This window comes from Acidovorax sp. GW823-FHT05D11 (genome assembly GCF_058795695.1).
The window spans coordinates 4,071,502-4,096,722 of record NZ_CM179502.1; the positions used below are offsets into that span (position 1 = coordinate 4,071,502).

At 68.5% G+C, this 25,221-nt stretch carries 20 protein-coding genes and 1 pseudogene; 11 read left to right on the top strand and 10 right to left on the bottom strand.

Features of this window, described 5'->3' with window-relative positions:
• Positions 1–16 precede the first annotated feature (16 nt).
• Positions 17–72: pseudogene (locus tag AC3RCE_RS18745) on the top strand (hypothetical protein); the annotation flags it as partial.
• Between the two features lie 12 nt (positions 73–84).
• Positions 85–273, top strand: coding sequence for an IPTL-CTERM sorting domain-containing protein (locus tag AC3RCE_RS18750; protein WP_492255410.1), 189 nt, complete (start codon positions 85–87; stop codon positions 271–273).
• 137 nt (positions 274–410) lie between these two features.
• On the opposite strand, the gene AC3RCE_RS18755 is transcribed toward AC3RCE_RS18750, so the two are convergent.
• Positions 411–1,430 (bottom strand): tripartite tricarboxylate transporter substrate binding protein, encoded by a 1,020-nt coding sequence (locus AC3RCE_RS18755; protein ID WP_492253664.1) that lies wholly within the window; start codon positions 1,428–1,430, stop codon positions 411–413.
• A 12-nt stretch (positions 1,431–1,442) separates the two neighbouring features.
• Positions 1,443–2,528 (bottom strand): adenosine deaminase, encoded by a 1,086-nt coding sequence (add, locus tag AC3RCE_RS18760; protein ID WP_218340058.1) that lies wholly within the window; start codon positions 2,526–2,528, stop codon positions 1,443–1,445.
• 69 nt (positions 2,529–2,597) lie between these two features.
• Here add and AC3RCE_RS18765 point away from each other — a divergent pair, with 69 nt between their 5' ends.
• The 4 genes from AC3RCE_RS18765 (at position 2,598) to AC3RCE_RS18780 (ending at position 8,721) form a co-directional block, all read left to right on the top strand.
• The gene (locus AC3RCE_RS18765) at positions 2,598–3,539 is read left to right on the top strand and encodes a LysR family transcriptional regulator (RefSeq protein WP_218340057.1); all 942 of its coding nucleotides are present in this window, start codon (positions 2,598–2,600) and stop codon (positions 3,537–3,539) included.
• A gap of 537 nt (positions 3,540–4,076) precedes the next feature.
• The gene (locus tag AC3RCE_RS18770) at positions 4,077–5,045 is read left to right on the top strand and encodes a helix-turn-helix transcriptional regulator (RefSeq protein ID WP_218340056.1); all 969 of its coding nucleotides are present in this window, start codon (positions 4,077–4,079) and stop codon (positions 5,043–5,045) included.
• A 93-nt stretch (positions 5,046–5,138) separates the two neighbouring features.
• Positions 5,139–6,755: an IPTL-CTERM sorting domain-containing protein gene (locus AC3RCE_RS18775; protein ID WP_218340055.1), complete on the top strand. Its 1,617-nt coding sequence runs from the start codon at positions 5,139–5,141 to the stop codon at positions 6,753–6,755.
• 22 nt (positions 6,756–6,777) lie between these two features.
• The gene (locus AC3RCE_RS18780) at positions 6,778–8,721 is read left to right on the top strand and encodes an IPTL-CTERM sorting domain-containing protein (RefSeq protein WP_492253665.1); all 1,944 of its coding nucleotides are present in this window, start codon (positions 6,778–6,780) and stop codon (positions 8,719–8,721) included.
• 62 nt (positions 8,722–8,783) lie between these two features.
• Here AC3RCE_RS18780 and AC3RCE_RS18785 read toward each other — a convergent pair whose 3' ends face one another.
• Positions 8,784–9,647, bottom strand: coding sequence for a ZIP family metal transporter (locus tag AC3RCE_RS18785; protein ID WP_492253666.1), 864 nt, complete (start codon positions 9,645–9,647; stop codon positions 8,784–8,786).
• Between the two features lie 148 nt (positions 9,648–9,795).
• Entirely contained in the window at positions 9,796–10,692 is an 897-nt protein-coding gene (locus AC3RCE_RS18790) for a dienelactone hydrolase family protein (RefSeq protein ID WP_492253667.1), read from the bottom strand.
• A gap of 234 nt (positions 10,693–10,926) precedes the next feature.
• Here AC3RCE_RS18790 and AC3RCE_RS18795 point away from each other — a divergent pair, with 234 nt between their 5' ends.
• Positions 10,927–13,326: a sensor domain-containing diguanylate cyclase gene (locus AC3RCE_RS18795; RefSeq protein WP_492253668.1), complete on the top strand. Its 2,400-nt coding sequence runs from the start codon at positions 10,927–10,929 to the stop codon at positions 13,324–13,326.
• Between the two features lie 142 nt (positions 13,327–13,468).
• Here the strand turns inward: AC3RCE_RS18795 and AC3RCE_RS18800 are convergent, their stop codons facing one another.
• On the bottom strand, positions 13,469–14,266 hold the full coding sequence (locus tag AC3RCE_RS18800; RefSeq protein ID WP_218295666.1) for an aspartate/glutamate racemase family protein: 798 nt from the start codon (positions 14,264–14,266) through the stop codon (positions 13,469–13,471).
• Positions 14,267–14,285: 19 nt separating this feature from the next.
• Complete coding sequence (locus AC3RCE_RS18805; RefSeq protein ID WP_492253669.1) at positions 14,286–15,176, bottom strand: amino acid ABC transporter substrate-binding protein; 891 nt, start codon at positions 15,174–15,176, stop codon at positions 14,286–14,288.
• Positions 15,177–15,535: 359 nt separating this feature from the next.
• Between AC3RCE_RS18805 and AC3RCE_RS18810 the strand changes: the two genes are divergently transcribed.
• Complete coding sequence (locus tag AC3RCE_RS18810; protein WP_492253670.1) at positions 15,536–16,750, top strand: D-amino acid dehydrogenase; 1,215 nt, start codon at positions 15,536–15,538, stop codon at positions 16,748–16,750.
• Between the two features lie 54 nt (positions 16,751–16,804).
• Here AC3RCE_RS18810 and AC3RCE_RS18815 read toward each other — a convergent pair whose 3' ends face one another.
• The 3 genes from AC3RCE_RS18815 to yghU all read right to left on the bottom strand — a co-directional run bounded on the left by AC3RCE_RS18815 (position 16,805) and on the right by yghU (position 19,412).
• Positions 16,805–17,731: a LysR family transcriptional regulator gene (locus tag AC3RCE_RS18815; RefSeq protein WP_218340050.1), complete on the bottom strand. Its 927-nt coding sequence runs from the start codon at positions 17,729–17,731 to the stop codon at positions 16,805–16,807.
• A gap of 121 nt (positions 17,732–17,852) precedes the next feature.
• Complete coding sequence (locus AC3RCE_RS18820) at positions 17,853–18,485, bottom strand: glutathione S-transferase family protein (protein ID WP_218295670.1); 633 nt, start codon at positions 18,483–18,485, stop codon at positions 17,853–17,855.
• Positions 18,486–18,506: 21 nt separating this feature from the next.
• Positions 18,507–19,412, bottom strand: coding sequence for a glutathione-dependent disulfide-bond oxidoreductase (gene yghU, locus AC3RCE_RS18825; protein WP_492253671.1), 906 nt, complete (start codon positions 19,410–19,412; stop codon positions 18,507–18,509).
• A gap of 341 nt (positions 19,413–19,753) precedes the next feature.
• Here yghU and AC3RCE_RS18830 point away from each other — a divergent pair, with 341 nt between their 5' ends.
• On the top strand, positions 19,754–20,518 hold the full coding sequence (locus AC3RCE_RS18830) for a hypothetical protein (RefSeq protein WP_492253672.1): 765 nt from the start codon (positions 19,754–19,756) through the stop codon (positions 20,516–20,518).
• A 219-nt stretch (positions 20,519–20,737) separates the two neighbouring features.
• Here AC3RCE_RS18830 and polA read toward each other — a convergent pair whose 3' ends face one another.
• On the bottom strand, positions 20,738–23,536 hold the full coding sequence (gene polA, locus AC3RCE_RS18835; protein WP_492253673.1) for a DNA polymerase I: 2,799 nt from the start codon (positions 23,534–23,536) through the stop codon (positions 20,738–20,740).
• Positions 23,537–23,589: 53 nt separating this feature from the next.
• Here polA and AC3RCE_RS18840 point away from each other — a divergent pair, with 53 nt between their 5' ends.
• On the top strand, positions 23,590–23,949 hold the full coding sequence (locus tag AC3RCE_RS18840; protein WP_492245864.1) for a hypothetical protein: 360 nt from the start codon (positions 23,590–23,592) through the stop codon (positions 23,947–23,949).
• Between the two features lie 105 nt (positions 23,950–24,054).
• The gene (locus AC3RCE_RS18845) at positions 24,055–25,005 is read left to right on the top strand and encodes a homoserine kinase (protein ID WP_218340043.1); all 951 of its coding nucleotides are present in this window, start codon (positions 24,055–24,057) and stop codon (positions 25,003–25,005) included.
• Positions 25,006–25,221: the final 216 nt, after the last annotated feature.

Consider the following 25,221-nt stretch of genomic DNA (forward strand, 5'->3'; position numbering starts at 1 on the left):
CGGCTTCAGCCAGACCATGGCCTTGCAGGCAGGCAGCCCGGCCCTCAACACCGGCGGCGCTGTGCGGCGACGGATCAGCGCGGCGTGGCGCGCCCCATCGGCCCGGCATGCGACATCGGTGCCTTTGAGTCGCCGCTGGGAGCAGCAGGCGGCGGGGGCGGCCCGGCCAGCCCTGCCGCCATCCCCACGCTGGGACATGCGGGGCTGGCGCTGTTGTCAGCCCTGATGGCGGGGGTATGCGCGCTGCGGCGCAGGCGCATTTTTTATGCATAAAAATTGCCCTAGGGCTTATCCATAAAGCGCCAAAAGCTATCAATTTAATAGCTTTTGTGTCGCCATGACCGATGGTGCAGCCACCATCGACCCCAGCGCATGCCCCCCACCGGCAGGTTGACCACCCCGCCGGCGGGTCATTCCTTGATGTTCGCCGCCTTCACGATCGCGGCATACCGGGCGCTTTCGGTCTGCACAAACCGCGCAAACTCGGCGGCGCTTCCCTTGCCCGCCACGGCGCCACCATCGGCCAGCTTGGCGCGCACATCGTCCATGCGCAGCACTTCGCCCAGCTCGCGGTTCAGGCGTTCCACCACGGCGGGGGGCGTCTGCGCGGGGGCAAACAGGCCCGTCCACGAGACCATGTCAAACCCTTTGAAGCCCGCGGTCTCGGCCACCGTCGGCACGTCGGGCAGAGAGGGCAGGCGCTGGTCGTCCGTCAGGGCTATGGCCTTGAGCTTCTTGCTGTGGATGTGCGGCGCCGCCGTCACGCTGATGAGCACGGCGAGGTCCACCTGGTTGCCGATCACATCGGTCACGATCTGTGCGCCACCCCGGTATGGCACATGCACCATGAAGGTCTTGCTCTGTTCCTTGACGCGCTCCATGGCCAGGTGCAGCACCGTGCCCACGCCCGAGGTGGCGTAACTCAGCTGTCCGGGCTTTTCACGCGCCAGACGCAGCACATCGGCCAGGTTGTTCGCCGGCAGCCCGGGGCGCGCCACGATCAGCATGGGAGCGGTGGTCACCAAACCCACCGGAGCCAGGTCCTTGAGGGTGTCGTAGCGCACGGCCGCAGGGTTCACCAGTCGTGCGATGGCCGCCGGGCTGTCAGCACCCAGGACGAGCGTGTAGCCATCTGGCGCCGCCCTGGCGGCCTTTTCCATGCCGATGACGCCGCCAGCGCCTGCCACGTTGTCCACCACCACGCTCTGTTTCAGGCGCTCTCCGAGCCTTTGCGCGATGAGCCGCCCCGTCACATCCACATTGCCCCCGGCACTGAAGGGAACGATGAGCGTGATGGGCTTGGCGGCGGGCCAGGCGGCCTGCGCGTGCGCAGCCATGCTGGCGCCTGCGCCGAGCAGCGCAGCCACCAGAGGCCACGCCAGGCGCTGTGGCAAGAAGGACGGTACAGGGAAGAACCGGGAGGGAAACATGCAAGGACTCCTTCAGGGGGGGACGGCAGAGAACAGGTTTGTCTGCGCCAGTTGCTTGTCAAACGCTGCCAGCCACTGCGTAGACCATGCACGCCGCGTGCCATCGTCAATCCAGGCGGCATCCAGTCCATTGGCCAGGAAACCGCGCAGGTCCCCGGCACCAAAGCCGAAGTCGCGCACCATCATGGCCCAGGCCTGGGTGGGGTTCACGTGGTGCAGCGTGGGGTCATCGGTGTTGGGGTGAATGCGCAGGCCCGCCGCCGGCATGTGGCGGATGGGGTGGTCCAGCGCCCAGCGTTCGGGGGCCAGGGTGCGCAGGTAATACGAATTGGTGGGGACCACGGTGAAGACGATGCCCCGGTCGGCGCATTCGTGCACCAGGGCCGGGTTGTCGAGGACCGTGTAGCCGTGGTCGATGCGGTCCACCTGCAGCACGTCGAGGGCCGTGCGCACGTTGTTCCAGGGCATGCCGAACTCGCCCGCATGGGCCGTGGTCCTGAGCCCGCCCCGGCGCGCCAGCGCGTAGGCCGGGGCGAACCATTCAGGCGGGTGATCCACCTCGCGGTAGTCGATGCCGATGCCAATCACCTCGTCGCGCCGGTGGGCCAGCACCCATTCGACCATTTCGGTGGCGGCCTCGGGCGGGGCCTCGCGGTCGATGGCGGCAACCAGGCGGCCCGTGATGCCGAAGTCGGCCTCGGCATCTGCAATGGCGCGCACGATGCCTTCCAGCGCCTGCGGATAGGCCAGCCCCGATTGCCGTGCGGTACCCGTGGGGTTCCAGAAGAACTCGGCATAGCGCACGTGGTGCGCGGCGGCATCCTGCAGGTATTCGTAGGTCAGGCGGTGCAGGTCATCCGGGCTGCGGATCAGTTCGGCATCCAGCGCGCGCAGCACCCGCAGCACGCCCACGGGTTTTTCGCCCCGGGTGTAGAAGGCCTCGATCTCGGCATCGCCGATGGGGGCGCCCGCCCGGCGAACGAGGCTGGTGAACGTATCGCGCCGAACGGTGCCGAGCAGGTGACAGTGCAGCTCCACCTTGGGCAGGGCGTGGAGAAAGGCGTACAGCGGATCTGCGGGTGCGGCAAAGGTGGGCATGGCCGCATGCTATGCAGCGCGGTGTGATGGCGGAAGTGATTTAATTTGATGTTGCAATAAAAGCAACTTATGAGCAAACACCCCGCCACACGGCCCGCGGCCGAGCGCCCACCCGCGCACCGCACGCCCACGCTGCGCCAGTTGCGCAGCTTTCAGGCCGTGGCCCGGGCCCTGAGTTTTCGGCAGGCGGCTGAGGCCCTGTCGCTCACGCAGCCCGCGCTGTCCGCCTCCATCCGCGAGCTGGAGGCCGTGCTGGGCGCGCCCGTGCTGGAGCGCAGCACGCACCACGTGCGCCTCACGCCCCAGGGCGCCCTGCTGCTGCCGCAGGTGGAACGGCTCATCAATGGCTACGAACAGGGAGTGGATGGGCTGTACCGCACGCTGGACGATGGCAAGCGCACCCTGCACGTGGCCGCGCTGCCCTCGGCCATGCACCTGCTGGCCGAGCCGCTGCGGCAGTGGCTGGCGCAGCACCCGGACGTGGACCTGCGCCTGCAGGACCCCCTCAACGACGATCTGGTGGCCGCGCTGCAGCGCGGCGAGGTGGACCTGGCCTTGGGCGTCGCGCTCGATCTTCCGCCCCATATCGAGACCTTCCCCGTGGCCCACGACGACCTGGTGGCGGTGCTGCCCATCCGCCACCGGCTGGCCCGGCGCAAGCGGCTGGCATGGCAAGACCTGGCCGGCGAACGCCTGGCCCTGTTCGCGAGGGGCAGCACCTACGACCTCGCGGTGGCCACCTTGCGCCAGCACGGGGTGGACCTGGCAGCGGCAGACCAGTTGCTCTACAGCGAATCTCTCTACAGCCTGGTGCGCTGCGGGCTGGCGGTGGGGGTGATTTCCCGGCTGTACACCCACAACCTGGACGCGGCCGCCGTACGGGTGAGCCCGCTGCACGCACCGGTGATCTCGCGCCGGGTGGCGCTCATGGCGCACGCCCCCATGGGGGCGCGGCCCCCGCTGGTGCAGGATTGCCTGGAGTTCCTCACTCAGGCGCTGCGCACGGGATAAGCCGCCTGGGCGGAGACAGCCCTGGCAACCAGTCGCACCGGGCTCAGTGCCCGTGCGCCGCCCCGCTCATCTTTGGCAACACCGAATGCCACGCCGACGGCAGGGGCGTGGGTCGCACGTACCCGGGCAACGGCGGTCAGTACAGCGGCAGCCTCACGCTAACCCATCTGCCCGCGGGCACGGTGTTGACGATGACAGCCTCGTTGGACTTGGGGCGAGGTTCGGCACGTCGGAACCCTCGCTGTGCGTGGTGGTGGTGGCGGCCGGGTCGGGTGGCGGGCCCGTGGGCGGCCCTGCGGCCATCCCCGCGCTGGGCTGGCACGGCCGTCGGCCATGGTGGTGGGTGCGGGCGCGCTGCGGCAAAGGCACGCAAGGCGCACCAGAACTGCCGGCAGCGGCCGCTTTGGCACAAATGGAAGGAGCGGGTAGCGGGCGCAAGCGGCGCCTGCCTCCTGCCTGTATCTACCATGCGACGCGATGGATTGCCGGGTTGCCCGTGCCTGATGTACAAAGGCGCGAAACGTCCATCGCCCCGCCATGCCCGCCAGCCACCCCGCGCCGCCCTCGTCCATCCGCCTGGCCTCCAGCGACTTTGCGGGGCCTGACAAGGCCGCCGCGTTGCGCGAACTGTATGGGCGCGAGCTGATGCGCGTCGATCTCTGGAGCCATGCCAATGCCCAGGGCTCTTTCGAGTTTTCCACCAGCGTGACGACCTTGGGCCAGGACGTGGTCCATGCAAGGACGCTGTGCACGCCCGCCCACCAAGCGCGCTCGCGCGCGCTGATGCAGGACGGCTGCGACGACATTTTTCTGGCCACCAGCCGCGCCCCCATGGTGCTGCGGACCCCGCACGGTGAGCAGCATTTGCCTGCGAACAGCATGGTCGTGGTGTCAAAGGCGCGCGAGTACGAGGTCATCACGCCCTGTGGCGGCCCCACGGCCTGCGTGCTGATGCCGCACGCCAGCATCGCGCCCCTGGTGCCGCGCCTGGAAGAGGCTCCGCTGCTCGTGCTGCAGCCCGGTGCGCCCAGCGGCGCGCTGGCCCTGGCCTACGCCCAGCTGCTGGCCGAAAGCGCACCGCTGGCGCCGCCGCAGCAGGATCTGGCCGTGGCCCACCTGCGCGAGCTGCTGGCGGGCGCCATCGCCCCGGCCCTTCAGGCCCACCTGCCGCCAGGGCGTGCGGCACAGGCCACCCCGCGTCTGGCGCTGATCCGCCACGACATGCAGGCGCGGCTGGGGCAAGCCAGCCTTTCGCTGGAAGAGGTGGCGCGGCGCCACCACCTCACGCCGCGCCAGGTGCAGCGCCTGTTCGCGCAAGAGGGCACCTGCTTTTCCGACGCGCTGCGCGAGGCACGCCTGGACCGCGCCCGCGCGCTGCTGCAGGCCCCCGCGCAACGCCAGCGCCGCGTGCTCGACATCGCGCTCGACTGTGGCTTCGCCGACATCTCCACTTTCAACCGGGCCTTCCGCCGGCGCTTCGGGCTGGCGCCGTCCGATCTGCGCTAGGAGCCTGTCGGACTGGGGCATGTCGCCTGGTGCATGGCGCTTTTGTCGCGCCGTGCGCAGACGGCCGGGCGGTTCTTTTGAAGAATCGCCGCGATGCTGTTCACACCCGCTTACACCGCGCCGGCCCTGGCGGTCGCCCTGCTCCTACCCGCTGCTGCATCGGCCGCCACGTTCACGGTGAACGACACAGGCGACGCCCCCTTGAGCGTCTCCGTGCCCTGCAACGGCGGGATCACCCCCTGCACGCTGCGCGCCGCCATCGAGGCGGCCAACAACAATCCCGCATCGGCCGACACCATCAATTTCAACTTCTCGAGCGGCTCCGTCACCATCGAGCCCCAAAGCCCGCTGCCCGCCATCGCCGGCGTGACCACCATCGACGGCTACGCCCTCGGCGCAGGCATCCCCAACACCTTGCCCGTGGGCAATGACGCCTACATCAGCACCCGCATCGACGGTGCCAACGCGGGCGCGGGCACGCACGGCCTGCGGTTCGTGCCGGGCGCATCCGGCTCGGTGCTGCGCGGGCTCGCCATCACCGGTTTCGGGGGCCACGGCGTCGTGCTGGACGGGCAAGGCTCCGCGAACGGCTTGGTGGGCGTGGCCATCGCGGGCAACTTCATCGGCACCAATGGCAGCGGCACGGGCGGCGACCAGACCGGCGCGCTGGTCAACCTGTTCTCGGGCATCTATATCGACAACAGCGCCAGCAACACCACGGTGGGTGGCGCCAACCCGGCCGACCGCAACCTCATCGTGGCCAGCAGCAGCGGGCGGGCCGTTTCGCTGGGCGCTTCTCCAGGCACGCTGGTGCAGGGCAACTACATCGGCACGAACCGCGCGGGCACGGCACGCGTCAGCACTCATACGGGCATTGCCGTGGCCAGCCCCCAAGGCGCCGGCAGCATGGTGCGCGGCAACGTGATCGGCGCCGCCGACACGGGGGTGATCCTCCATGGCGGCGCCCGCAATGCAACGCTGCAGGGCAACGCCATCGGCGTGGGCGCCGACGGCACGGCCAGCGTGGCGGGCAGCGGCAACGGCGTGTACATCACCGACGGCGGACTGCCCCTCAGCCCGTGGTTCATCCACATCGGCGGCACCGACCCCGGCGAGGGCAACACCGTCGGCCATTGGGGGGGCAACGGCATCCGCGTGGAGCACAGCTCCGCGCCCGCTCCCGCCCTGCGCTACCACAGCTTCACGAACAACAGCATCCACGGCAACGCGGGCCGGGGCATCGCGCTGGTGGACACCGCCGGCAGCGACCCGGCCACGGTGAACAGCGGCCAGCCCGCACCCGCCATCACCGGCGCCACCAGCACGGTGGTGAATTTCAGCTTCAGCAGCGTGGCAAACACCACGCAGCGCTTCGAGGTGTTTGGCAATACCAGTTGCGGCACGCCGCAAGGGCGCGTCTTCCTCGGTTCGCTGCAAACGGGCACCGACGGCAGCGGCCAGGTGAACGGCAGCATCAATCTGCCGCCCCAGCCCGCAGGCACCTACCTGAGCATGACCGCGACGCGCTATTTCAGCGGCGGCGGCGGCAACAACCAGGAAACCTCGGAGTTTTCGGCCTGCGCGCAAGTGCCGGGCGGCCCCGCGGGCAACCCCAGCGCCATTCCGACACTGGGCCACGCGGCACTGGCGCTGCTCGCGGCCCTGCTGGCGAGCCTGGGTGCTCTTAAAAAGAGAGCTGCTCGCGCTTGATATGCGGGCGCTAGAGGCCAAAATGATCAAAAAAATACTGCTACCCGCCCTGCTGTGCGCCAGCGCCGCGCAGGCGGCCACCTACACCGTCAACGACGCGGGCGACGCCGTCGACGCGAACCCGGGCGACGGCCTGTGCGCCACAGCCGGCGGCACCTGCACGCTGCGCGCGGCCATCGAGCAGGCCAACGCCCACATCAGCGCGGACACCATCGCCTTCAACTTCGGCGGCGTGCCCACCACCATCAGCCTCGCCACGCCGCTGCCGCCGATCACCTACCCGGCCACCATCGACGGCTATACCAACGGCGGCACGCCCAACAGCGCGGCCACGGGCACCAACGCGGTCATTACCGTGCGCATCGACGGCGCGAACGCCGGAGCGGGGGCGAACGGCATCCTCTTCTTGAACGGCGCCTCCGATTCGGTGCTGCGCGGCGTGGCCGTCACGCGCTTCGGCGGCGCGGGCGTGATGGTGAACGCCCAGCAGATCTACAACCTGAACATGGTGCGGGTACTGGGCAACTTCATCGGCACCGACGGCAGCGGGTCGGCCGACGACGCGACGGGCCTGCTGGCCAACCGGCGGGGCATCTCCGTCATGCTCTATGCCCAGGCCACGCTCGTGGGCGACGGCACGCCCGCCGGGCGCAACCTGGTCGTGGCCCGCGCCGATGGCCAGAGCTTTTACCTCGAAGACCAGGTGGTGGACACCCACATCACCGACAACCTCATCGGCACCGACCACAGCGGCAACCAGCCGCGCGGCGGCGCGCCCATCGCCATCAGGGTGATTGGCACCAGCGGCATCACCATCCAGGGCAACGTGATCGGCGCGCGGGAGACGGGCATCGAGATAGCGAACGAAAGCCACGGGAACGCCATCGTCTCCAATCTGATCGGCGTGGGCGTCGACGGCACCTCGCCCATCGGCGGCAGCGGCCACGGCGTACTCATCCGCCACACCCAGAACGCGAACGGCGCCTTCCCCTTGCGCACCCGCGTGGGCGGCGCCAGCGCGGGCCAGGGCAACACCATCGCCCACTGGGGCGGCAACGGCATCCGCGTGCAGCGCGACGAGCTCGCCGTGGACGCGCCGGAAAGCAACCGATGGCTGAGCAACCGCATCCACAGCAACGGCGCCTTGGGGCTAGAGCTAATCGATCCTGCCAACCCCCCCGCCATGGGGGCCGACCCCGCGCAGCCCCCACCCATCTGGGCCGTGCACATGCCCATGATCGCCAGCGCCACCGGCAGCGCCGCCGGCACGCAGGTGAACACCACGCTGATGGACAGCCTGCGGCCCAGCAGCACCTACCGCGTGGAAGCCTTCGCCAACACCGCCTGCGACGCCAGCGGCTATGGCGAGGGTCAGGTCTTCCTGGGCGCCGCCGATGTGCAAACCTATCCCAGCGGCGGCTGGGCCGGCACGCTGGCCTTTGCCGCCCTGCCCGCCGGCTACACCCACGTGGCGCTGACGGCCACCGTCATCGGCCAGGACGGCTATGCGGCCAGCTCGGAGTTCTCGCGCTGCGTGGTGGTGCAGATGCAGGGCGATGGGCCAGGCGGCGGACCCGGCGCGGCCACCCCGCCCACCGTGGCGCCGGGCAGTGCCAGCGGGCCAGCGGGCCAGCCCTTCAGCCACCCCCTGGCGCAATACGTGACGGCCACCGACGGCGATGCGCTGCAGCCCTACGCGCTGCTCGGCACGCTGCCGCCGGGCGTGGCATTCGATGCCGCCACCGGCCAGCTCTCCGGCACGCCCACCGCGCCCGGCATCTACCCGCTGCTGCTGTCGGCCACCGACAAGGACGGCACCGCCAGCGCCGTGTTCACGCTGACAGTCACGGGCGCGGGCGGCCCCGGCAGCGCGGTGGCCGTGCCCACGCTGGGGCACGCGGCGCTGGCGCTGCTGTCGGCCGTGGTGGCGGGCCTGGGCGCGCTGCGCCGGCGGCGCGGCGGCTGAGCTCGGGAATCTTGCGAGGTCTCCACTTGTGCCCGGCCTTTGCGCCGGGCTTTTTTACGCCATCAGTGCCCATGCGCCGCCCCGCTCACCAGCGTGACGATGACCATGCCCGCGACGAGCCAGGCGATCTGCAGCACCGTCTCGCGTGCCGTGAGGCGCTTTTGCAGTTGCGGGATCAGGTCGGCCAGCGCCACATACACAAAGCTGCTGGACGCCACGGCCAAGAAGTAGGGCAGCAGGTCCTGCAGCTGCCCCACCAGGAAGTAGCCCACCACGCCGCCCAGCGCCGTCACGGCGCCCGCCAGGGACACCTTGACCAGCGCCATGCGGCGGTTGGGGCTGGTCTGGCGCAGCACCACCAGGTCGCCCATGTGGTGGGGCACCTCGTGCGCCAGCACCGACACGGCGGCGATCACGCCCAGCCGGATGTCGGCCAGGAAGGCGGAGGCGATCAGGATGCCGTCGCCAAAACAGTGCACGCTGTCGCCCGTCAGCACGGCCCAGCCGCCGGATCGCGGGGCATGGTGGTGGTGGTGATGGTGGTCGTGATGCGCATGATCGTGCCTGCCGCCGTGGTCAGGGCCGTGGCCGTGTTCAGCGCCGAGCGGATGTGCCGGCGCCTGCGCCACATGGCTGTGCTCGTGCCCGTGGTGCCAGAGTTCCGCCTTGTCCAGCAGGAAGAAGAACACCACGCCCACGAGCAGCGTGGCGAACAGGTCGTGCGCGCCCGCCTGGCTCTCGAATGCCTCGGGCAGCAGGTGCATGAAGGCCGTGGCCAGCAAGGCGCCCGCCGCCAGGCTGAGCAGGTGCTGGGGGCCGACGCTGTCCGGGCGCCCGCCCAGACCCAGCCGCATCAGCAGCGCGGCCAGCCACACGCTGCCAATGCCCGCGGCCAGTGTGGCCAGGATGATTGCTACCAAAGTCATAGCTTCTTGCGCTTTATAGATATGCCCTGGAGCCTATTTTCGTTCAAATACCGCATCCCGGATGCGAGATTAAAAAAGCCGCCCCGGGTGGGGGCGGCTGCGGTGGCCAGGGACTTCCCCTGCCGGGCCCGCGTGGGCCCACGCTGCCTCAGGCCACGCCGTGTGTCTTGAACCAGGCCAGGGCCCGCTTCCAGCCGTCCTCGGCCGCTTCCTTGCGGTAGCTCGGGCGGTAGTCGGCATGGAAGGCATGGGGCGCGTCCGGGTACACCACGAATTCCGACGCCTTGGCCTGCGGCGAACCGCTGGCCAGCGCGGCTTTCATCTTATCAATCGTGTCAAGGGCGATGCCCGTGTCCTTCTCGCCGTACAGGCCCAGCACCGGCGCCTTGAGGATGGGCGCGATGTCCACCGGGTGCTTGGGCGTGAGTTCGCCCGGCTGCCCCACGAGGCGGCCATACCAGGCCACGCCCGCCTTCACGGGGCCATGCGCGGCGTACAGCCAGGTGATGCGGCCGCCCCAGCAAAAACCCGTGATGCCCACGCGCGCGGCGTCGCCGCCATTGGCGGTGGCCCATTGCACCGCGCCGTCCAGGTCGGCCATCACCTGCGCATCGGGCACCTTGGACACCACTTCGGCCATGAGCTTGGCCACTTCGGTGTACTGGGACGGGTCGCCCTGGCGCGCATACAGCTGGGGCGCGATGGCCAGGTACCCGGCCTTGGCGAAGCGGCGGCAGGTGTCGGCGATGTATTCGTGCACGCCAAAGATTTCCTGGATCACCAGCACCACGGGCAGGCCGGTCTTGCCGGCGGGCGCGGCGCGGTAGGCGGGCACCTTGAAGCCGTTCACGGTAAAGCTCACCTCGCCCGCCGTGAGCCCGTCCGCCGGCGTGGCGATGGCCGTCTGCGCCATGATGGGCGCGGCCGCGGCCGCATAACCCAGCCCCAGGGCAGCCTGCAGCGCGGTGCGCCGCGTGGCGCCGGCGTCGGTGCTGCGGCCGGGCAGCAGGGCCCGGACGTCGGAATGGAGGTCGTCATTGAACATCGGGTTTCTCCAGGAAAAGAAGGATGGGCAAGGGATGGGAACCGCAGTCTAGGGGGTTTGCCGCATCCCCGCTTCCCTGGGTACCGAAAAACAGGGACCGCTGCTAGACTTTCCGCAGACCGGCACCGCACCCAGCCGCTGGCCCCCTGGTTGTGCGCCACCACGGCGCTTCCTGGGGCGGTCGATCCCTTCACCAGAGAGACCCGTGACCGCCACCTTGGGAAACCCTGCACGATGAGCCCGCCCCCACCCCGCGAAGACCCGCTGGCGCTGCCGGTGGCGGGGCTTTGCGGCGTGGGCGGGCTGGCGCTGCTGGGCTGGGCCCTGGCGGGCCAGGATGCCGGCAACGGCACCGCGCGCGCCGTGCTGGCCGCCGCGGGCGTGGCGCTGGCGGCGCTGGCCCTGCTGCACGGTCGGCTGGCGCTGCGGGCCCGGCGCCTGCGCCGCGACGCCGCCGCATTGCGCCAGGCGGCCGGGCGCGCCAGCATGCAGCTGTCCGCCACCCTCGACATCCTGCCCGACGGGCTCGCGATCTACGACGCCGAAGACCGGCTCGTGCTGTGCAACGCGCAGTACCGCCAGGTGGCCGCGGACTCCGTGATGCCGCTGGAGTACGGCACCCGCTTCGAGGACGTGCTGCGCCGTGCCGCGCAATCGGGCAGGATCACCGCCGCCCTGCCCGACACCGAGGCCTGGCTGCGCGAGCGCATGGCGCGCCACCGCTCTCCGGCGGGCCCCGAGGTGCAGGAGATGCAGGGCGACCGCTGGCTGCGGATCACCGAACGCGGCCTGGACGGCGGGGGCGTGGTGGTGCTGCGCACCGACATCACCGAGGCCGTGCACAGCGAGCGCGCGCTCAAGCGGGCCCTGCACGACGCCGAGCGCGCCGAGCGCAGCCTGCGCGAGGCGGTCGACGCCATGCCGGCGGGACTCGAAATCTACGACGAGACCGACCGCCTGGTGCTGTGCAACAGCCACATGGAGCGCCTGCGGCCCCACCTGCGCTCGGAGACCTCGCTGGGCAAGACGTATGAGGAACTGCTGCGCGAGGGCCTTCGCCAGGGCATCCCCGAAGCGGCGCAGGGCCAGGAAGAGCTGTGGCTGGCGCACGAGATGGCGCTGCGGGGCCACCGCCCAGGCCCCGAGGTGCGCCATGAAGGGGGCGGCGCGTGGATCCACATGCACGAAAGCCGCACGCCGTCGGGCATGACGGTGTGCGTGCGCCTGGACATCACCGACCTCATCGAACAGCGGCAGGCGGCCGAGGCGGCCCGCCAGGAAAGCCAGCACACCCGCCAGCTGCTCGAGCGCGCCGTCGAGGCGCTGCCCGTGAGCATCGAGATCTTCGACGAGCAGGACCGGCTGGTGCTCTACAACCAGCAGCTGTCGCGCATGTACCCGCACATGAACTACGCGGAGCACCTGGGCAGGAGCTTTGCCGACATCCTGCGGCATTCGGTGGACCGGGGACTGATTCCGTCCGCCCACGGCCGCGAGGAGGCCTGGATCGCCGAGCGCCTGTCCGAGCATGGCAGCCGCACCTCCACCCTGGTGCAGCGGCTGGCCGACGGGCGCTGGATCAACATCTACGAGACCCGCACGCCCGAGAACTACGTGGTGGCGGTGCGCCTGGACATCACCGACCTGATCGAGCAGCGCCAGGCACTGGAGGCCGCGCAGGAGGCCGCGCACAAGGCCCGCGAGCTGCTGCAGGACGCCGTGGAATCGCTGCCCGAGGGCTTTGCCCTCTTCGATGCCGACGACAGGCTCGTGGTGTGCAACGCCCAGTACCGCAAGCTGTACCCCATTTCCGCGCCCATGATCGTGCCCGGCAGCACCTTCGAGCAGATCGCGCGCTACGGTGTCGAGCGTGGCCAATACCTCGACGCGGTGGGCAACGAGGAAGACTGGATCGCGCAGCGCGTGGCCGACCACCGCTCCGCCAGCCAGGCCGTTCTGCAGCGCCTGCCCCACGGCCGGTGGCTGCAGGCCGACGAGCGGCGCACCCCGCAGGGCGGCATCGCCGGCGTGCGCACCGACGTGACGCTGCTCGTGCGCAAGGAGCAGGAACTGGCGGCCGCCAACGAGAAGCTGGCCCTGCTGTCCACCACCGATGGCGTGACGGGCATCGGCAACCGGCGCCGCTTCGACGAGCGGCTGGCCACCGAATGGCTGCGCTGCGGCCGCCACCAGGCGCCGCTGGCGGTGGTGCTGATCGACATCGACCACTTCAAGCTCTACAACGACCACTACGGCCACATCGCCGGCGACGCCTGCCTGCGCCACGTGGCGCAACTGCTGCAGGCCACCATCCGCCGCGCGGACGAGGTGGCCGCCCGCTACGGCGGTGAAGAGTTCGTGCTGCTGCTGCCCGACACCCTGCTGCCCGATGCCGTGACCGTGGCCCAGCGCTGCATGGACGGACTGCGCGAGGCCGCCCTGCCCCACCCGCGTTCGCCCACGGCCCCCATGCTCACCCTGAGCATCGGCGTGGCCAGCCTGGTGCCCCGCCCCGATACCGGATCGGACACCCTGGTGCAGGCGGCCGATGCCGCGCTGTACCGCGCCAAGCATGGCGGACGCAACCGGTTCGAGGTGTTCTCCCCGCCGCCCTCCACGCTCACCGCGGCATGAAGTCCGGCGGGTACGTGAGCGAATCCACCAGCAGCAGGTGAGGCATCCGCATGCCCGGTTTCACCCACCCTGGGTGCAATGGGCGCGGTGAAGCATTTGTCGTACACGCGGTGTGCGTGCTGAACCAGGCCATCCCCGGGATTCAGGCCGGGTGGGCCGCAGGCCGGGCGGGTGGCAGGGCCGCGTCGCGGTACGCATGCCGAGCCAATGCGCTGGCCAGCACCAGCGAGGGGTTCACCAGCGCCACCCCGTCCAGGCGCGGGCTTTCGCTCAGCGCCAGCGGGATCTCGGTGCAGCCCATGATGAGCGTGGACACGCCGTGGCGCCGCTGCAGCGCCCGCGAGACGGACTCGAACCGGTCCCGCGCCAGGGCATAGTCGCCGGCCTTCACGCCGCCGTAGATGCCCTGCATCAGCGCGTCCTGCTCCGCGAGCGTGGGCACGAAGCACTCGATGCGGCTGTACGCCAGCTCGCGCTGGTACAGGCCCGCGTCGTAGGCGCCCCGGGTGGCCAGCAGGCCCACGCCCTGCACCCCGGCGGCGGCCAGGCCGCCCACCACCTCCTGCATGCCGTGCAGCACCACCATCTGCGGGAACCGCTGCTGCAGCAGGCCATGCCAGGCATGGGCCGTGTTGCAGGCAATGGCCACCACGCGGGCCCCCAGCGCCGCGAGCCGCCCCGTGGCCTGCAGCATGGGCTCGGCCGGCTGGTGCGCGCCCGCACGGGTGTCGCTCAGCGCCGCCGTGCGGTCCGGGATCGGCACCTGCGCCAGCCAGTGCTCGGGATAGGCCTGGTCGTGCACGGGAATGCCCAGCGCGCCCATGCGCTCGGTACAGGCCTGCACGAACAGGCGCACGAAATCAGCCCCCGCGGCGGGGCCCATGCCCCCGAGGATTCCCACCACCTGCGGCAGCGGGCCGTGGCTTGCGGACACTGGCATGTGTTCTGCGGCTCGCGCTTCAAAGGGCCGGCTTGTCGCTCTGCGCCACCAGGTTCTCGCGCAGCTCCGTGCTCATGGGCAGGTTGAGGTTCTGGTTGCGTGGCGGCACGGGCGAGCTGAACCACTTGGTGTAGAGCTTCTCGAATTCGCCGGACTTCATCATCGTGCCGATCACGCCGTTGACGAGCGCCTGGAACTGCGGGTCGTCCTTGCGCAGCATGCAGGCGTAGGGCTCGACCTGCAGCGAGTCGCCCACCACCGCCCAATCGGCCGGATTGCGCACATTGCCCATCAGGCCGAAGAGCAGGATGTCGTCCATGGCGAACGCCTCGGCGCGGCCGCTGTCCACCAGCAGCACGGCATCGTCGTGGTCCTTGCCCAGCACGATGTCCAGATCGAGGTTGTTGTCCCGGCTGTACTTGCGCAGCACCTGCGCATTGGTGGTGCCGGAGGTGCTCGCCACCTTCTTCTTGGCCAGGTCGGCGTAGCTCTTCACGCCCGACGACTTCTTGGTCAGCAGGCGCGTGCCGGTGTAGAAGTAGTTGATGGCGAACTGCACGTCCTTGCCGCGCGTGCTGTTGTTGGTGGTGGAGCCGCACTCCAGGTCGATGGTGCCGTTCTGCAGCAGCGGGATGCGGTTCTGCGAGGTGACCGCCTGCAGCTCCACCTTGAGCGCAGGGTTGTTCACGCGCTTCTTCACCGCGTCGACCACCGCGTTGGTGATGTCCACCGCGAAGCCCACCGGCGCGCCCGGGCCGGCCAGGTAGCTGAAGGGCACCGACGACTCGCGGTAGGCCACGGTGATCTTGCCCGACTCGGCAACCTTCTTGAGGGTGTCGGCACTGGCCACGGTGCTGGCCAGCAGTCCGGTGGCCACGATGGCGGCGTTGGTGAGGGCAGAGAGCTTCATGGAAATCCCTTTGTGCAAAAGCAGATGGATGGAGGGGGAGCAAGCGAACGAACGAACGTGAATCATGGAATGAATGCGGAAAATCCGGACGCAGGGGCACTGTAGGAATTTGCGCCGCCCTTGAACAATTCATTTGCACGGGTAGGCCATGACCAAAAGTTATGCCGCCAGACTGGTGCACGCCATCGCACCATCCGCGTGCCTCTTTCCACGAGGCCCTCGCAACTTCCGCACCCGCGCGCGCCCTTCCCGTGCGCGCATCCACATAACTTCCCAGCATGGCTGCCCCGCGCATTGGCATTGTTCAGGCGCCAGCCCGCGCCCTACATTGCGCTTCCATCCACCAAAAAGCCCACAAGATGCAGGTATGTGTCCTCGGCGCAGGCATCGTCGGCCTGGCCACCGCGTATGAACTCCACCAGCGCGGCATGCAGGTGACCGTGGTCGACCAGGCCCAGCCCGGCGCCGGCGCCAGCGGCGGCAACGGTGCGCAGCTGAGCTACAGCTACGTGCAGCCGCTCGCGGACGCGGGCATCTGGGCCCAGCTGCCCCGGCTGCTGCTGTCGCCCCAGTCCCCGCTCAAGCTGCGCCCGCAGTGGGACCCCCACCAGTGGCGCTGGGGCGTGGCGTTCCTGCGCGCCTGCAACCGGCGCACGTCGGAGCAGAGCACCCGGCAACTGCTCGATCTGGCCGCGCTGAGCCGCCACCGGTTCGAGGCCATGCTGCGGGCCGAGCAGCTCGACTGCGACTTTTCGACCACCGGCAAGCTGGTGCTGTACGACACGCCCGCGGGCCTCGCGGGCGCGCGCCGGCAGATGGAACTGCAGCGCCCCTGGGGCCGCCCGCAGGAGGCCGTGTCCGCCGCGCGGTGCGTGGAGCTGGAACCCGCCCTCGCCCACTACCAGCGCCACATCGCGGGCGCCATCCACACGCCCAGCGAATGCGCGGCCGATTGCCTCAAGGTCTGCCAGGGCCTGCAGGACCTGCTTGCTGCGCGCGGCGTGCGCTTCGTGCTCGGCGCCCGGGTGGAGGACTTCGTGCGCGAGGGGCAGCACATCCAGGCCGTCCACACCAGCCAGGGGGCCATCGAGGCGCGGCAGTTCGTGCTGGCCTTGGGCAGTGCTAGCCATGCCGTGGCGCGGACACTGGGCGTTCGCCTCCCGGTCTACCCGCTCAAGGGCTACAGCATCACGCTCGATGCCAGGGGCGACGCGGGCGCCGCGCCACGCGTCAACGTGACCGATGCGGCGCGCAAAGTGGTGTTCGCGCGCATCGGCCAGCGCCTGCGCGTGGCGGGCATGGCGGAACTGGTGGGGCACGATGCGCAGATTCCTCCCGCGCGCATCCGCAGCCTGTGCCAGGCCACGAGCGCGGTCTTTCCACGCTGCAGCGACTTTGGCGAGCTGCGCCCCTGGACGGGCATGCGCCCGGCCACGCCCACCGGCGTGCCCGTGGTGGGCCGCCATGTCCGTGCGCCCGCCAACCTGCTGCTGAACACGGGGCACGGCGCCCTGGGTTTCACCCTCGCGTTCGGCACCGCGGCCCAGGTGGCGCAGCTGCTCGCGCCGGCCTGAGCGTACGGCGCTGCCCGTGCCCGCCGCGGCGGGCTGCGGGAGCGCGCCGCCAGCTCAATCGGCCACGGGCAGGCCCACGGATTCCATGGTCTCGGCCACCGCCTGGCGCATGCAACGCGTCATGGCGCTGGCCAGCAGCGAGCTGGGCCGGTTCACGGTGCGCAGCGACTTGATGGGCACGGCGATATGGGGCGCGAGCGCCAGCACGTCGACCTTGCCGCGGTCCGCCGATGCGGCGGTGCACGCATCCACCACCGCCACCGCATGCCCATGGTGCGCCAGCGCCAGCGCCGCGTGGTAAGTCTGCACGGTGATCGCCGTCTTCAGGCCCACGCCCGCTTCGCGGCATGCATGGTTGACCACGGTGCCGATGGGGTCGCGCACGTCCAGGCGCACCACGGGCGTCTCCACCAGATCGGCCAGGTGCACGGTGCCCGAGCGCACCAGCGCCGCATCGAGCATGCCCTTGGGCGCCACGCAGAGCATGCGCCCATCGGCCAGGTGCTCCTGCGTGAGCGAGGGGTGCGCCACGGCGCTGAACACGAAGCCCACGTCGGCTTCCTGCAGCACCAGGGCCGAGACGATCTGGGGCGAATGCAGCGCATCGATGGTGATCACCACATCCGGGTGCGCCTGGCGAAAGAACCGCAGCGCGCGCGGCAGCACTTCGTAGCTCAGCGCCAGCACGCTCAGGATGTGCAGCTCGCCTTCGCGCCGGTCGCTCTTCAGGCTGTTGGCCAGGCGCTGCACGTCGTCGAGCTGGGTGAACAGGCGCTCGATGTGGGGGTAGAGGGTCTGCGCCTCGGTGGTGGGCACCAGCCGGCCCTTGAGGCGGTGGAACAGCGGAAAACCGAGCTGCAGCTCCGCGTGGGCGAGGATGCGGCTCACGGCGGGCTGGGTGACGTTGATGAGGCGGGCCGCCGCGCTCACACTGCCGGTGAGCATGACGGCGTTGAAAACTTCTATGTGGCGAAGGCGCATGGGGCAACGATGCAAGGAACGCGCCGGGCACGCAATCCTTGAATCTCCCCATTGCGGAAACGGGCTGCGGCAGCCCGGTCGGGCGGCTAGCTGGCGGCCGTAACGGTTCTCTCAGCTACAGCTACAACGACATCGACGGCCGCGCCGCCATGGCCGCGCGCCAGCGCAGCAGGTGCGGGTGCTGCTCGCCCGGCTTGTGCTTGACCACGCGCGCAAAGTCCACCGCCACCACGGCCGTGATGTCGGCCACGCTGAAGCGGTCGGTGGCCATGAAGTCGCGCCCCGCCAGGCGCTCGTTGAGCAGCTGAAAGAACTGCCCCACCCGCACCAGCCCACGCTCGGCCAGGGCCGGGATCTGCGGATAGTCCACCGCGCCCGGCAGCGCCCGGTTGGCCATGGCGGGCGCGCTGTTGCGCAGCGCCTCGGCAATGGCCTGCAGGCCCTCGAACTCCATGCGCCAGTTCCAGCTGGCGATCTCGGCCTTCTCTGCCGGCGTCTCGCCCAGCAGTGCAGGCTGCGGGTAGCGCGCTTCGAGATACGCGGTGATCGCCGCGTTGTCGGTCAGCAGCAAACCCTCTTCGGTGCGCAACGCGGGCACCGTGCACTGCGGGTTGATCTGACGGTAGGCCTCGCCCAGTTGCTCGCCATTGCGCAGGTCCACCTGCACGGTGTCGTGGGCAACGCCCTTTTCTGCCAGCAGGATGCGCGCACGGCGCGGGCTGGGCGCGGTGGCGCAGTCGTACAAAGTGATCATGGTGACGCCTTACAAGAAAACTCAGCGTGCGGGTGAAGAAGCTGCTGCTGCCGCCGCCTCGATCTTGTCCTGCGTCTTGGTGTCAAAGTCGCTGGCGTCATGCCGCTCGCGCAACTGGCTGGCCGGGTCGCCATTGACGCGGTTGACCTTGCGCCCGCGCTGCACCGCCGGGCGCTTGGCAACTTGCTCGGCCCAGCGCACCACATGCGTGTACTCGTGCACCTGCAAGAACTCGCCTGCGTTGTAGGCCTGCCCTTTCACCAGCAAGCCATACCAGGGCCAGATCGCGATGTCCGCCACCGTGTACTCATCCCCCGCCACATACTCGGTCACGGCCAGGCGCTGGTTCAGCACATCCAGCTGGCGCTTGGCCTCCATCGCATAGCGGTCAATCGCATATTCGATCTTGACCGGCGCATAGGCATAGAAATGCCCAAACCCGCCGCCCACAAACGGCGCACTGCCCATCTGCCAGAACAGCCACGACAGGCACTCGGCCCGCGCCGCGCCCTCTTTGGGCAAGAAGGCGCTGCCGAACTTCTCGGCCAGGTACATCAGGATGGCGCCGGACTCAAACACGCGCACTGGGTGGGCCGGATCCGTGCGGTCCAGCAGCGCGGGGATCTTGGAGTTGGGGTTCACAGAAACAAACCCGCTACCGAACTGCTCGCCCTCGTTGATGCGGATCAGCCACGCGTCGTACTCCGCGCCGCTGTGGCCCAGCGCGAGCAGCTCTTCCAGCATCACCGTCACCTTCACGCCATTGGGCGTGCCCAGCGAATACAGCTGCAGCGGGTGCCGCCCCACGGGCAATTCCTTGTCGTGCGTGGCACCAGCAATGGGCCGGTTGATGCTGGCGAAATGGCCGCCGTTTTCCTTGTTCCATTGCCAGATGGCGGGTGGGGTGTAGGGTGTGAGATCGGACATGCGGGCTCCAGGCTAATAGATGGAAGCTAGCGGGTTCGCTAACGGTTAGCCGAATGAGTCTAGCGATGCGATTGATTCGCCGCTGGGCTGGGGCGAATGTCCTGCGAAGAGGTTTGTCCTCGGGACTGGGATGGCAGAGCTTCATCCATTCCACATATCCAGTTCGGACACTGGGCTGGCTGCAATGCACCGGCTTTGTTGCTCAACGTGAATACCACAAGAGGTCTCTTTCGGCCAGGAGCGGAAATTCGCGTAGAGATGATGCCGGTTTGTTTAGAACCGTGTCGCAGCCAACGCATACTGGTGGGATGCTGCCCCTTTATCTCCAAACAATCACAGTCTTGACCAACACGTTTAGACGACTTGAACGGCAAGTGCCGCCTCCCCAGCAGCTCCAGTTTCGGGATGGATTCGTTTTCAGGTTTTTCGAGCAGACGCTTGAGCAAGCGCTCCTGCTAAAGCTTGCCCGGCTCGTGACAGGACTGCGTGCTGTTGACGTACTACTGCGGGCCGGTCTTCTTCAAGAAATGGCAGCGACATGTCGTATGTTGGACGAGATCGGTGAGGACGTTGCTTTCCTGGCCGCCCCCTTGACGAATGATGAAATTACAGAACTGCACGAGCGATACCTGCAAGGATTTTGGGCGGAAGAATTTCAAGACACCGATGACACTTTAGCGCGGCATCAAAAGCCCGATACGCCCCGCCGTAGCAAAATTCAAGCATACGTGCAGCGTGTCTTGAGCCCCGTCGGCAATCCATCGCAGCTGTCGGACGTTAGCCAAGCAATCAGCAGTACCTACTCTGGCTATATCCATGCATCTGCCGTGCAGGTACTAGATCTGTACGGGGGTGATCCTCCTCACTTTCACGTAGAAGGAATGCAGGGGACGCCTCGTATGGATGATCACATTTACGACGCTTGGAACTACTTCTTCAGAGGCATCGTCACCGGAATCATTGTCGCTAGGGCCTTTGGCGATCAGACACTCTCGAAGACTCTTGGTGAGTACCACGACAAATTCCTTGAGCAGTCCGGTAGCAGATCTGATGGAGTGCGACGGATTGCAGGTGCTGAGCCACAGATCCGAAAGCCTACTGCCTAGCTAGCTATGTCCGCTCGCTTCGGAGCAGACGCACAGCGGCGACCGACGAAGGTCCGTAACGGGCCCAAACCAACCCGCGACAGGCTCGCACGTACCCCCCCAAGCGAGAACTACGGCGCAGGCAACTGCACCGAATTTAATAGCTGCCAGCGCTTAATAGACAAGCGCCAAAGGCCAAAAATACTCAAACTGATGACCTGCCAGCTTGCTCTCGCAGGCTCAATGCGCCTTGTCCCAATTCGCCCCCACCCCCACCTCGGCCAGCAGCGGCACCTTCAGCGCAGCCACCTCCGCCATCAGGCGCGGGATGTGGCTCTTGAGCCAGTCCACCTCGCCCTCGGGCAGCTCGAACACCAGTTCGTCGTGCACCTGCATGATCATCTGGATGCTGGGCTTGTGCGCGTCCAGTTCCTTCTGTACGGCCACCATGGCCAGCTTGATCAAATCCGCCGCAGTGCCCTGCATGGGCGCGTTGATGGCCGCGCGCTCGGCGCCTGCGCGGCGGGGGCCGTTGGGGGAGTTGATCTCGGGCAGGTACAGGCGGCGGCCAAACACGGTTTCGACATAGCCCATGGACTTGGCGGCGGCCTTGGTGTCGTCCATGTACTGCTTCACGCCGGGGTAGCGCTGGAAGTATTTGTCGATGTAGGCGGCAGCGGCCTTGGTTTCTATCCCTAAGTTCTTGGCCAGGCCGAAGCTGCTCATGCCGTAGATCAGGCCGAAGTTGATGACCTTGGCGTAGCGGCGTTGCTCGCTGGTGACCTGATCGACCTCCACCCCAAACACTTCGGCGGCGGTGGCGCGGTGCACGTCCAGGCCCGCGTGGAAGGCGTGCAGCAGCGAGTGGTCGCCGCTCAGGTGGGCCATGATGCGCAGCTCGATCTGAGAATAGTCGGCGCTGGCAATCACGCGGCCTGCGGGCGCCACGAAGGCCTCGCGCACGCGGCGGCCTTCGGGGGTGCGGATGGGGATGTTCTGCAGGTTGGGGTCGTTGCTCGACAGGCGGCCCGTCACCGCCACGGCCTGCGCGTAGTGGGTGTGCACGCGGCCCGTTCGCGGCAGCGCCAGCTGGGCCAGCTTGTCGGTGTAGGTGCCTTTGAGCTTGCTCAAGGATCGGTGCTCCAGCAGCTTGGCGGGCAGGGGGTAGTCCTCGGCCAGTTTTTCCAGCACCTCTTCGTCGGTGCTGCGCGCGCCGGTGGCGGTTTTCTTGACCACGGGCATGCCCAGCTTGTCGAAGAAGATTTCGCCCAGTTGCTTGGGGCTGCTCAGGTTGAAGGGCTGGCCTGCGATCTCGTAGGCCTCGGTTTCGAGCTGCAGGATGCGCTGGCCCAGCTCGTGGCTCTGCGTGGCCAGGGTGGGCGCATCGATCAGCACGCCGTTGCGCTCGATGCGGTACAGCGCCTCGCTGCTCTGCATCTCCAGCTCGTAGATGAAGCGCAGCTTGTCGTCCGCCTGCAGCAGCGGCCACAGCGCGTTGTGCACGTCCAGGGTCTGGTCCGAGTCTTCGCACGAGTAGGCGGCGGCCTTGTCCACGGGCACTTGCGCAAACGGGATCTGGTGCGCGCCCTTGCCGCACAGGTCTTCATACGTGATGCCCTTGCGGCCGGTGTGGCGCTCGGCCAGGCTGGTCAGGTTGTGGGGCTTGTGCACTTCGAGCACGTAGCTTTGCAGCATGGTGTCGTGCGCATAGCCCTGCACCTCGATGCCGTGGTTGGCGAACACATGGCGGTCGTACTTGATGTGCTGGCCCAGCTTGTGGTGCCTGGCGTTCTCCAGCCAGGGCTTGAGGCGGGCCAGCACCTCGTCCATCGGCAGCTGCGCGGGTGCGTCGGGGCCTTCATGCCGCAGCGGTATGTAGGCGGCCTCGCCGGGCTGCACACTGAAGGAAATGCCCACGATCTGCGCGCGCATTTCATCGAGCGAGTCGGTTTCGGTGTCGATGGCCGCCAGCGGGGCCTGGTGCAGGCGTTCCAGCCACTGGTCAAAGTCCGCCCAGTTCAGGATGGTGTCGTACACCACGGTGCGGTGCTGGGCTTCTTCGGCCACGGTGCTGGCCGAGTGGTCGGCAAACAAATCACCACTTTGACCGGGCATGGCAACGGTGGGAGCTGTGGTGGCGGGGGCCGCTGCGCCCTTGATTGCGCTGGCCAGGCCCTTGAAGCCATACTTTTCGTAAAACGGCAGCAAGCCGGTGTTGTCTGGCGCGTCCAGCGTGATGTCGTCAAACGCAGGCAGGCCGGGGATGTAGTCGGCCAGCGCGCAATCGGTCTTCATGGTGACAAGCTGACGGCTCAATGCCAGCTGACCTCTGGCAATCGCCTCGCGCAGATTGTTGCCCGCCACGCCCTTGATGGCGTCGGCGTTGGCAATCAAGCTGTCGAGCGAGCCATATTCTTCAAGCCACTTGGCGGCGGTCTTGGGCCCTACCTTGGCAACGCCGGGCACGTTGTCCACGGTGTCGCCCACCAGCGCCTGGTAGTCCACCATCAGCGCAGGCGGCACGCCAAACTCTGCCGTCACGCCCGCCACATCGCGGCGCTTTCCGCTCATGGTGTCGATGATGGTGATGTGCTCGTTGACCAGTTGGCTCAAATCTTTGTCGCCGCTCGACACGATGACCTCAATGCCCTGTGCGGCCGCCACGTTGGCCAAGGTGGCGATCACGTCGTCGGCCTCCACGCCAGGCACGGCCACCACCTTCCAGCCCAGCAGGTCCACCACCTCGTGGATGGGCTCGATCTGGCTGCGCAGGTCGTCTGGCATGGGCGAGCGCGTGGCCTTGTATTCGGTGTAAAGGGCATCGCGGAAGGTGGGGCCCGAGGCGTCGAACACGCACACGGCATAGTCGGCCGTCACCTCCTTGCGCAGGGCCTGCATCATGTTGATCATGCCCCGGATGGCGCCCGTGGCGGCACTGGTCGGGTCGCCCGGCACGGCCCGCAGGTCGGGCATGGCGTGGAAGGCGCGGTAGAGGTAGCTGGAACCGTCCACCAGCACCAGGGTCTTTTTGTTGCTCATGCGGCAATTGTGCACGGCCGAGCCCCGCCCAGCCCGCGCCCTACAATCGCCCCATGCGCGCTCTTCACCTCCTTTTGCTGCTGGGCATTGCCTCCGGCACCGCCCTGGCCCAGAGTTCAAGCCCAAATGCCCCCCAGGGCACGGCAGACACGCGCGAGGCGCTCTCAAACCAGGAGCAACCTGCAGGCCGTTCCAACCAGCGCACCGAGCGCATCCATGTCGAAGACGCGGGCAACCGCGTGGATGAGCTGCGCGTGGGCGGTCAGACCCAGATCATTTCCGTGCAGCCCAAGACCGGCAACCTGCCCGGCTATGAAGTGCAGTCGCCCGACGGCGCCCGCAGCCGCGCGGGCAGCAACAGCGGCGCGGAGACCACCACCGCCCCGCGCGTCTGGAACGTGCTGAAGTTCTGAGGCCCCTGCGGCGCCGGGCAGCGCCACCGCGCTGCCCCCATGAAGCCGCTGCACGCCCTGCCCTTTTGCTGTCAGTTTTTCATTTCTTTGTAACCCCCCTGAGCGATGGCCGTCTTTACCGAAGTCTCCAACACCGAGGCGCGCGAGCTGCTGCGCCGTTTGCAACTGGGTGAGCTGGTGGAGCTGCGCGGCATCGAGGGTGGCATCGAGAACACCAACTACTTTCTCACCAGCGACCAGGGCGAGTTCGTGCTGACGCTGTTCGAGCGCCTCACCGCCGCGCAGCTGCCGTTCTACCTGTACCTGATGAAGCACCTGGCGCACGGTGGCGTGCCCGTGCCCGATCCGCGCGCCGACCAGGACGGCGACATCCTGCACACCGTGTGTGGCAAGCCCGCCGCCGTGGTGAACAAGCTGCGCGGCAAGAGCCAGCTGGCGCCGCAGGCCGCGCATTGCGCCGCCGTGGGCACGATGCTGGCCCGCATGCACCTGGCGGGCCGCGACTTCGACCGCCACCAGCCCAACCTGCGCGGCCTGCCCTGGTGGAACGAAACGGTGCCGGTGGTGTTGCCGCACGTCGGCGCAACCCAGGCCGCCCTGCTGCGCTCCGAACTGGCCTACCAGAACCATGTGGCCGCCGGCGCCGCCTACGCGGCCCTGCCGCGCGGCCCTGTGCACGCCGACCTGTTCCGCGACAACGTGATGTTCGAGGGCGAAGAGCTCACCGGCTTCTTCGACTTCTACTTCGCGGGCGTGGACACCTGGCTGTTCGACCTGGCCGTGTGCCTGAACGACTGGTGCATCGACCTCGCCACGGGCCAGCACGATGCCGGGCGCGCCACCCGCATGCTCGACGCCTACCAGGCCGTGCGCCCGCTCACGGCGGCCGAGCGCGAACTGCTCCCCGCCATGCTGCGCGCGGGCGCCCTGCGGTTCTGGATCTCGCGCCTGTGGGACTTCCACCTGCCGCGCGAAGCCTCGATGCTGACGCCCCACGACCCCACGCACTTCGAGCGGGTGCTGCGCGCCCGCATTGCGCAGCCCGTGCACGCCTGAGATGAAGCCCCTGGAGCCGCCCGTGGGGCCCGCCCCCACCACGGGGATGTCGCGCTCGCGGCGGCGCGGCCCGTGCGGCGTGTTCCGCGCCGGGGCCGACCCCGTTGCAGGGGCCACGGCGGACGCGGAGCGCCCTGGATCACCGGAGCACGAAGACGCGAAGCGCCTTTCTTGACCGGCCCGGCGGAAAATCCGCGTTCGGGCCCTCGCGGCAGG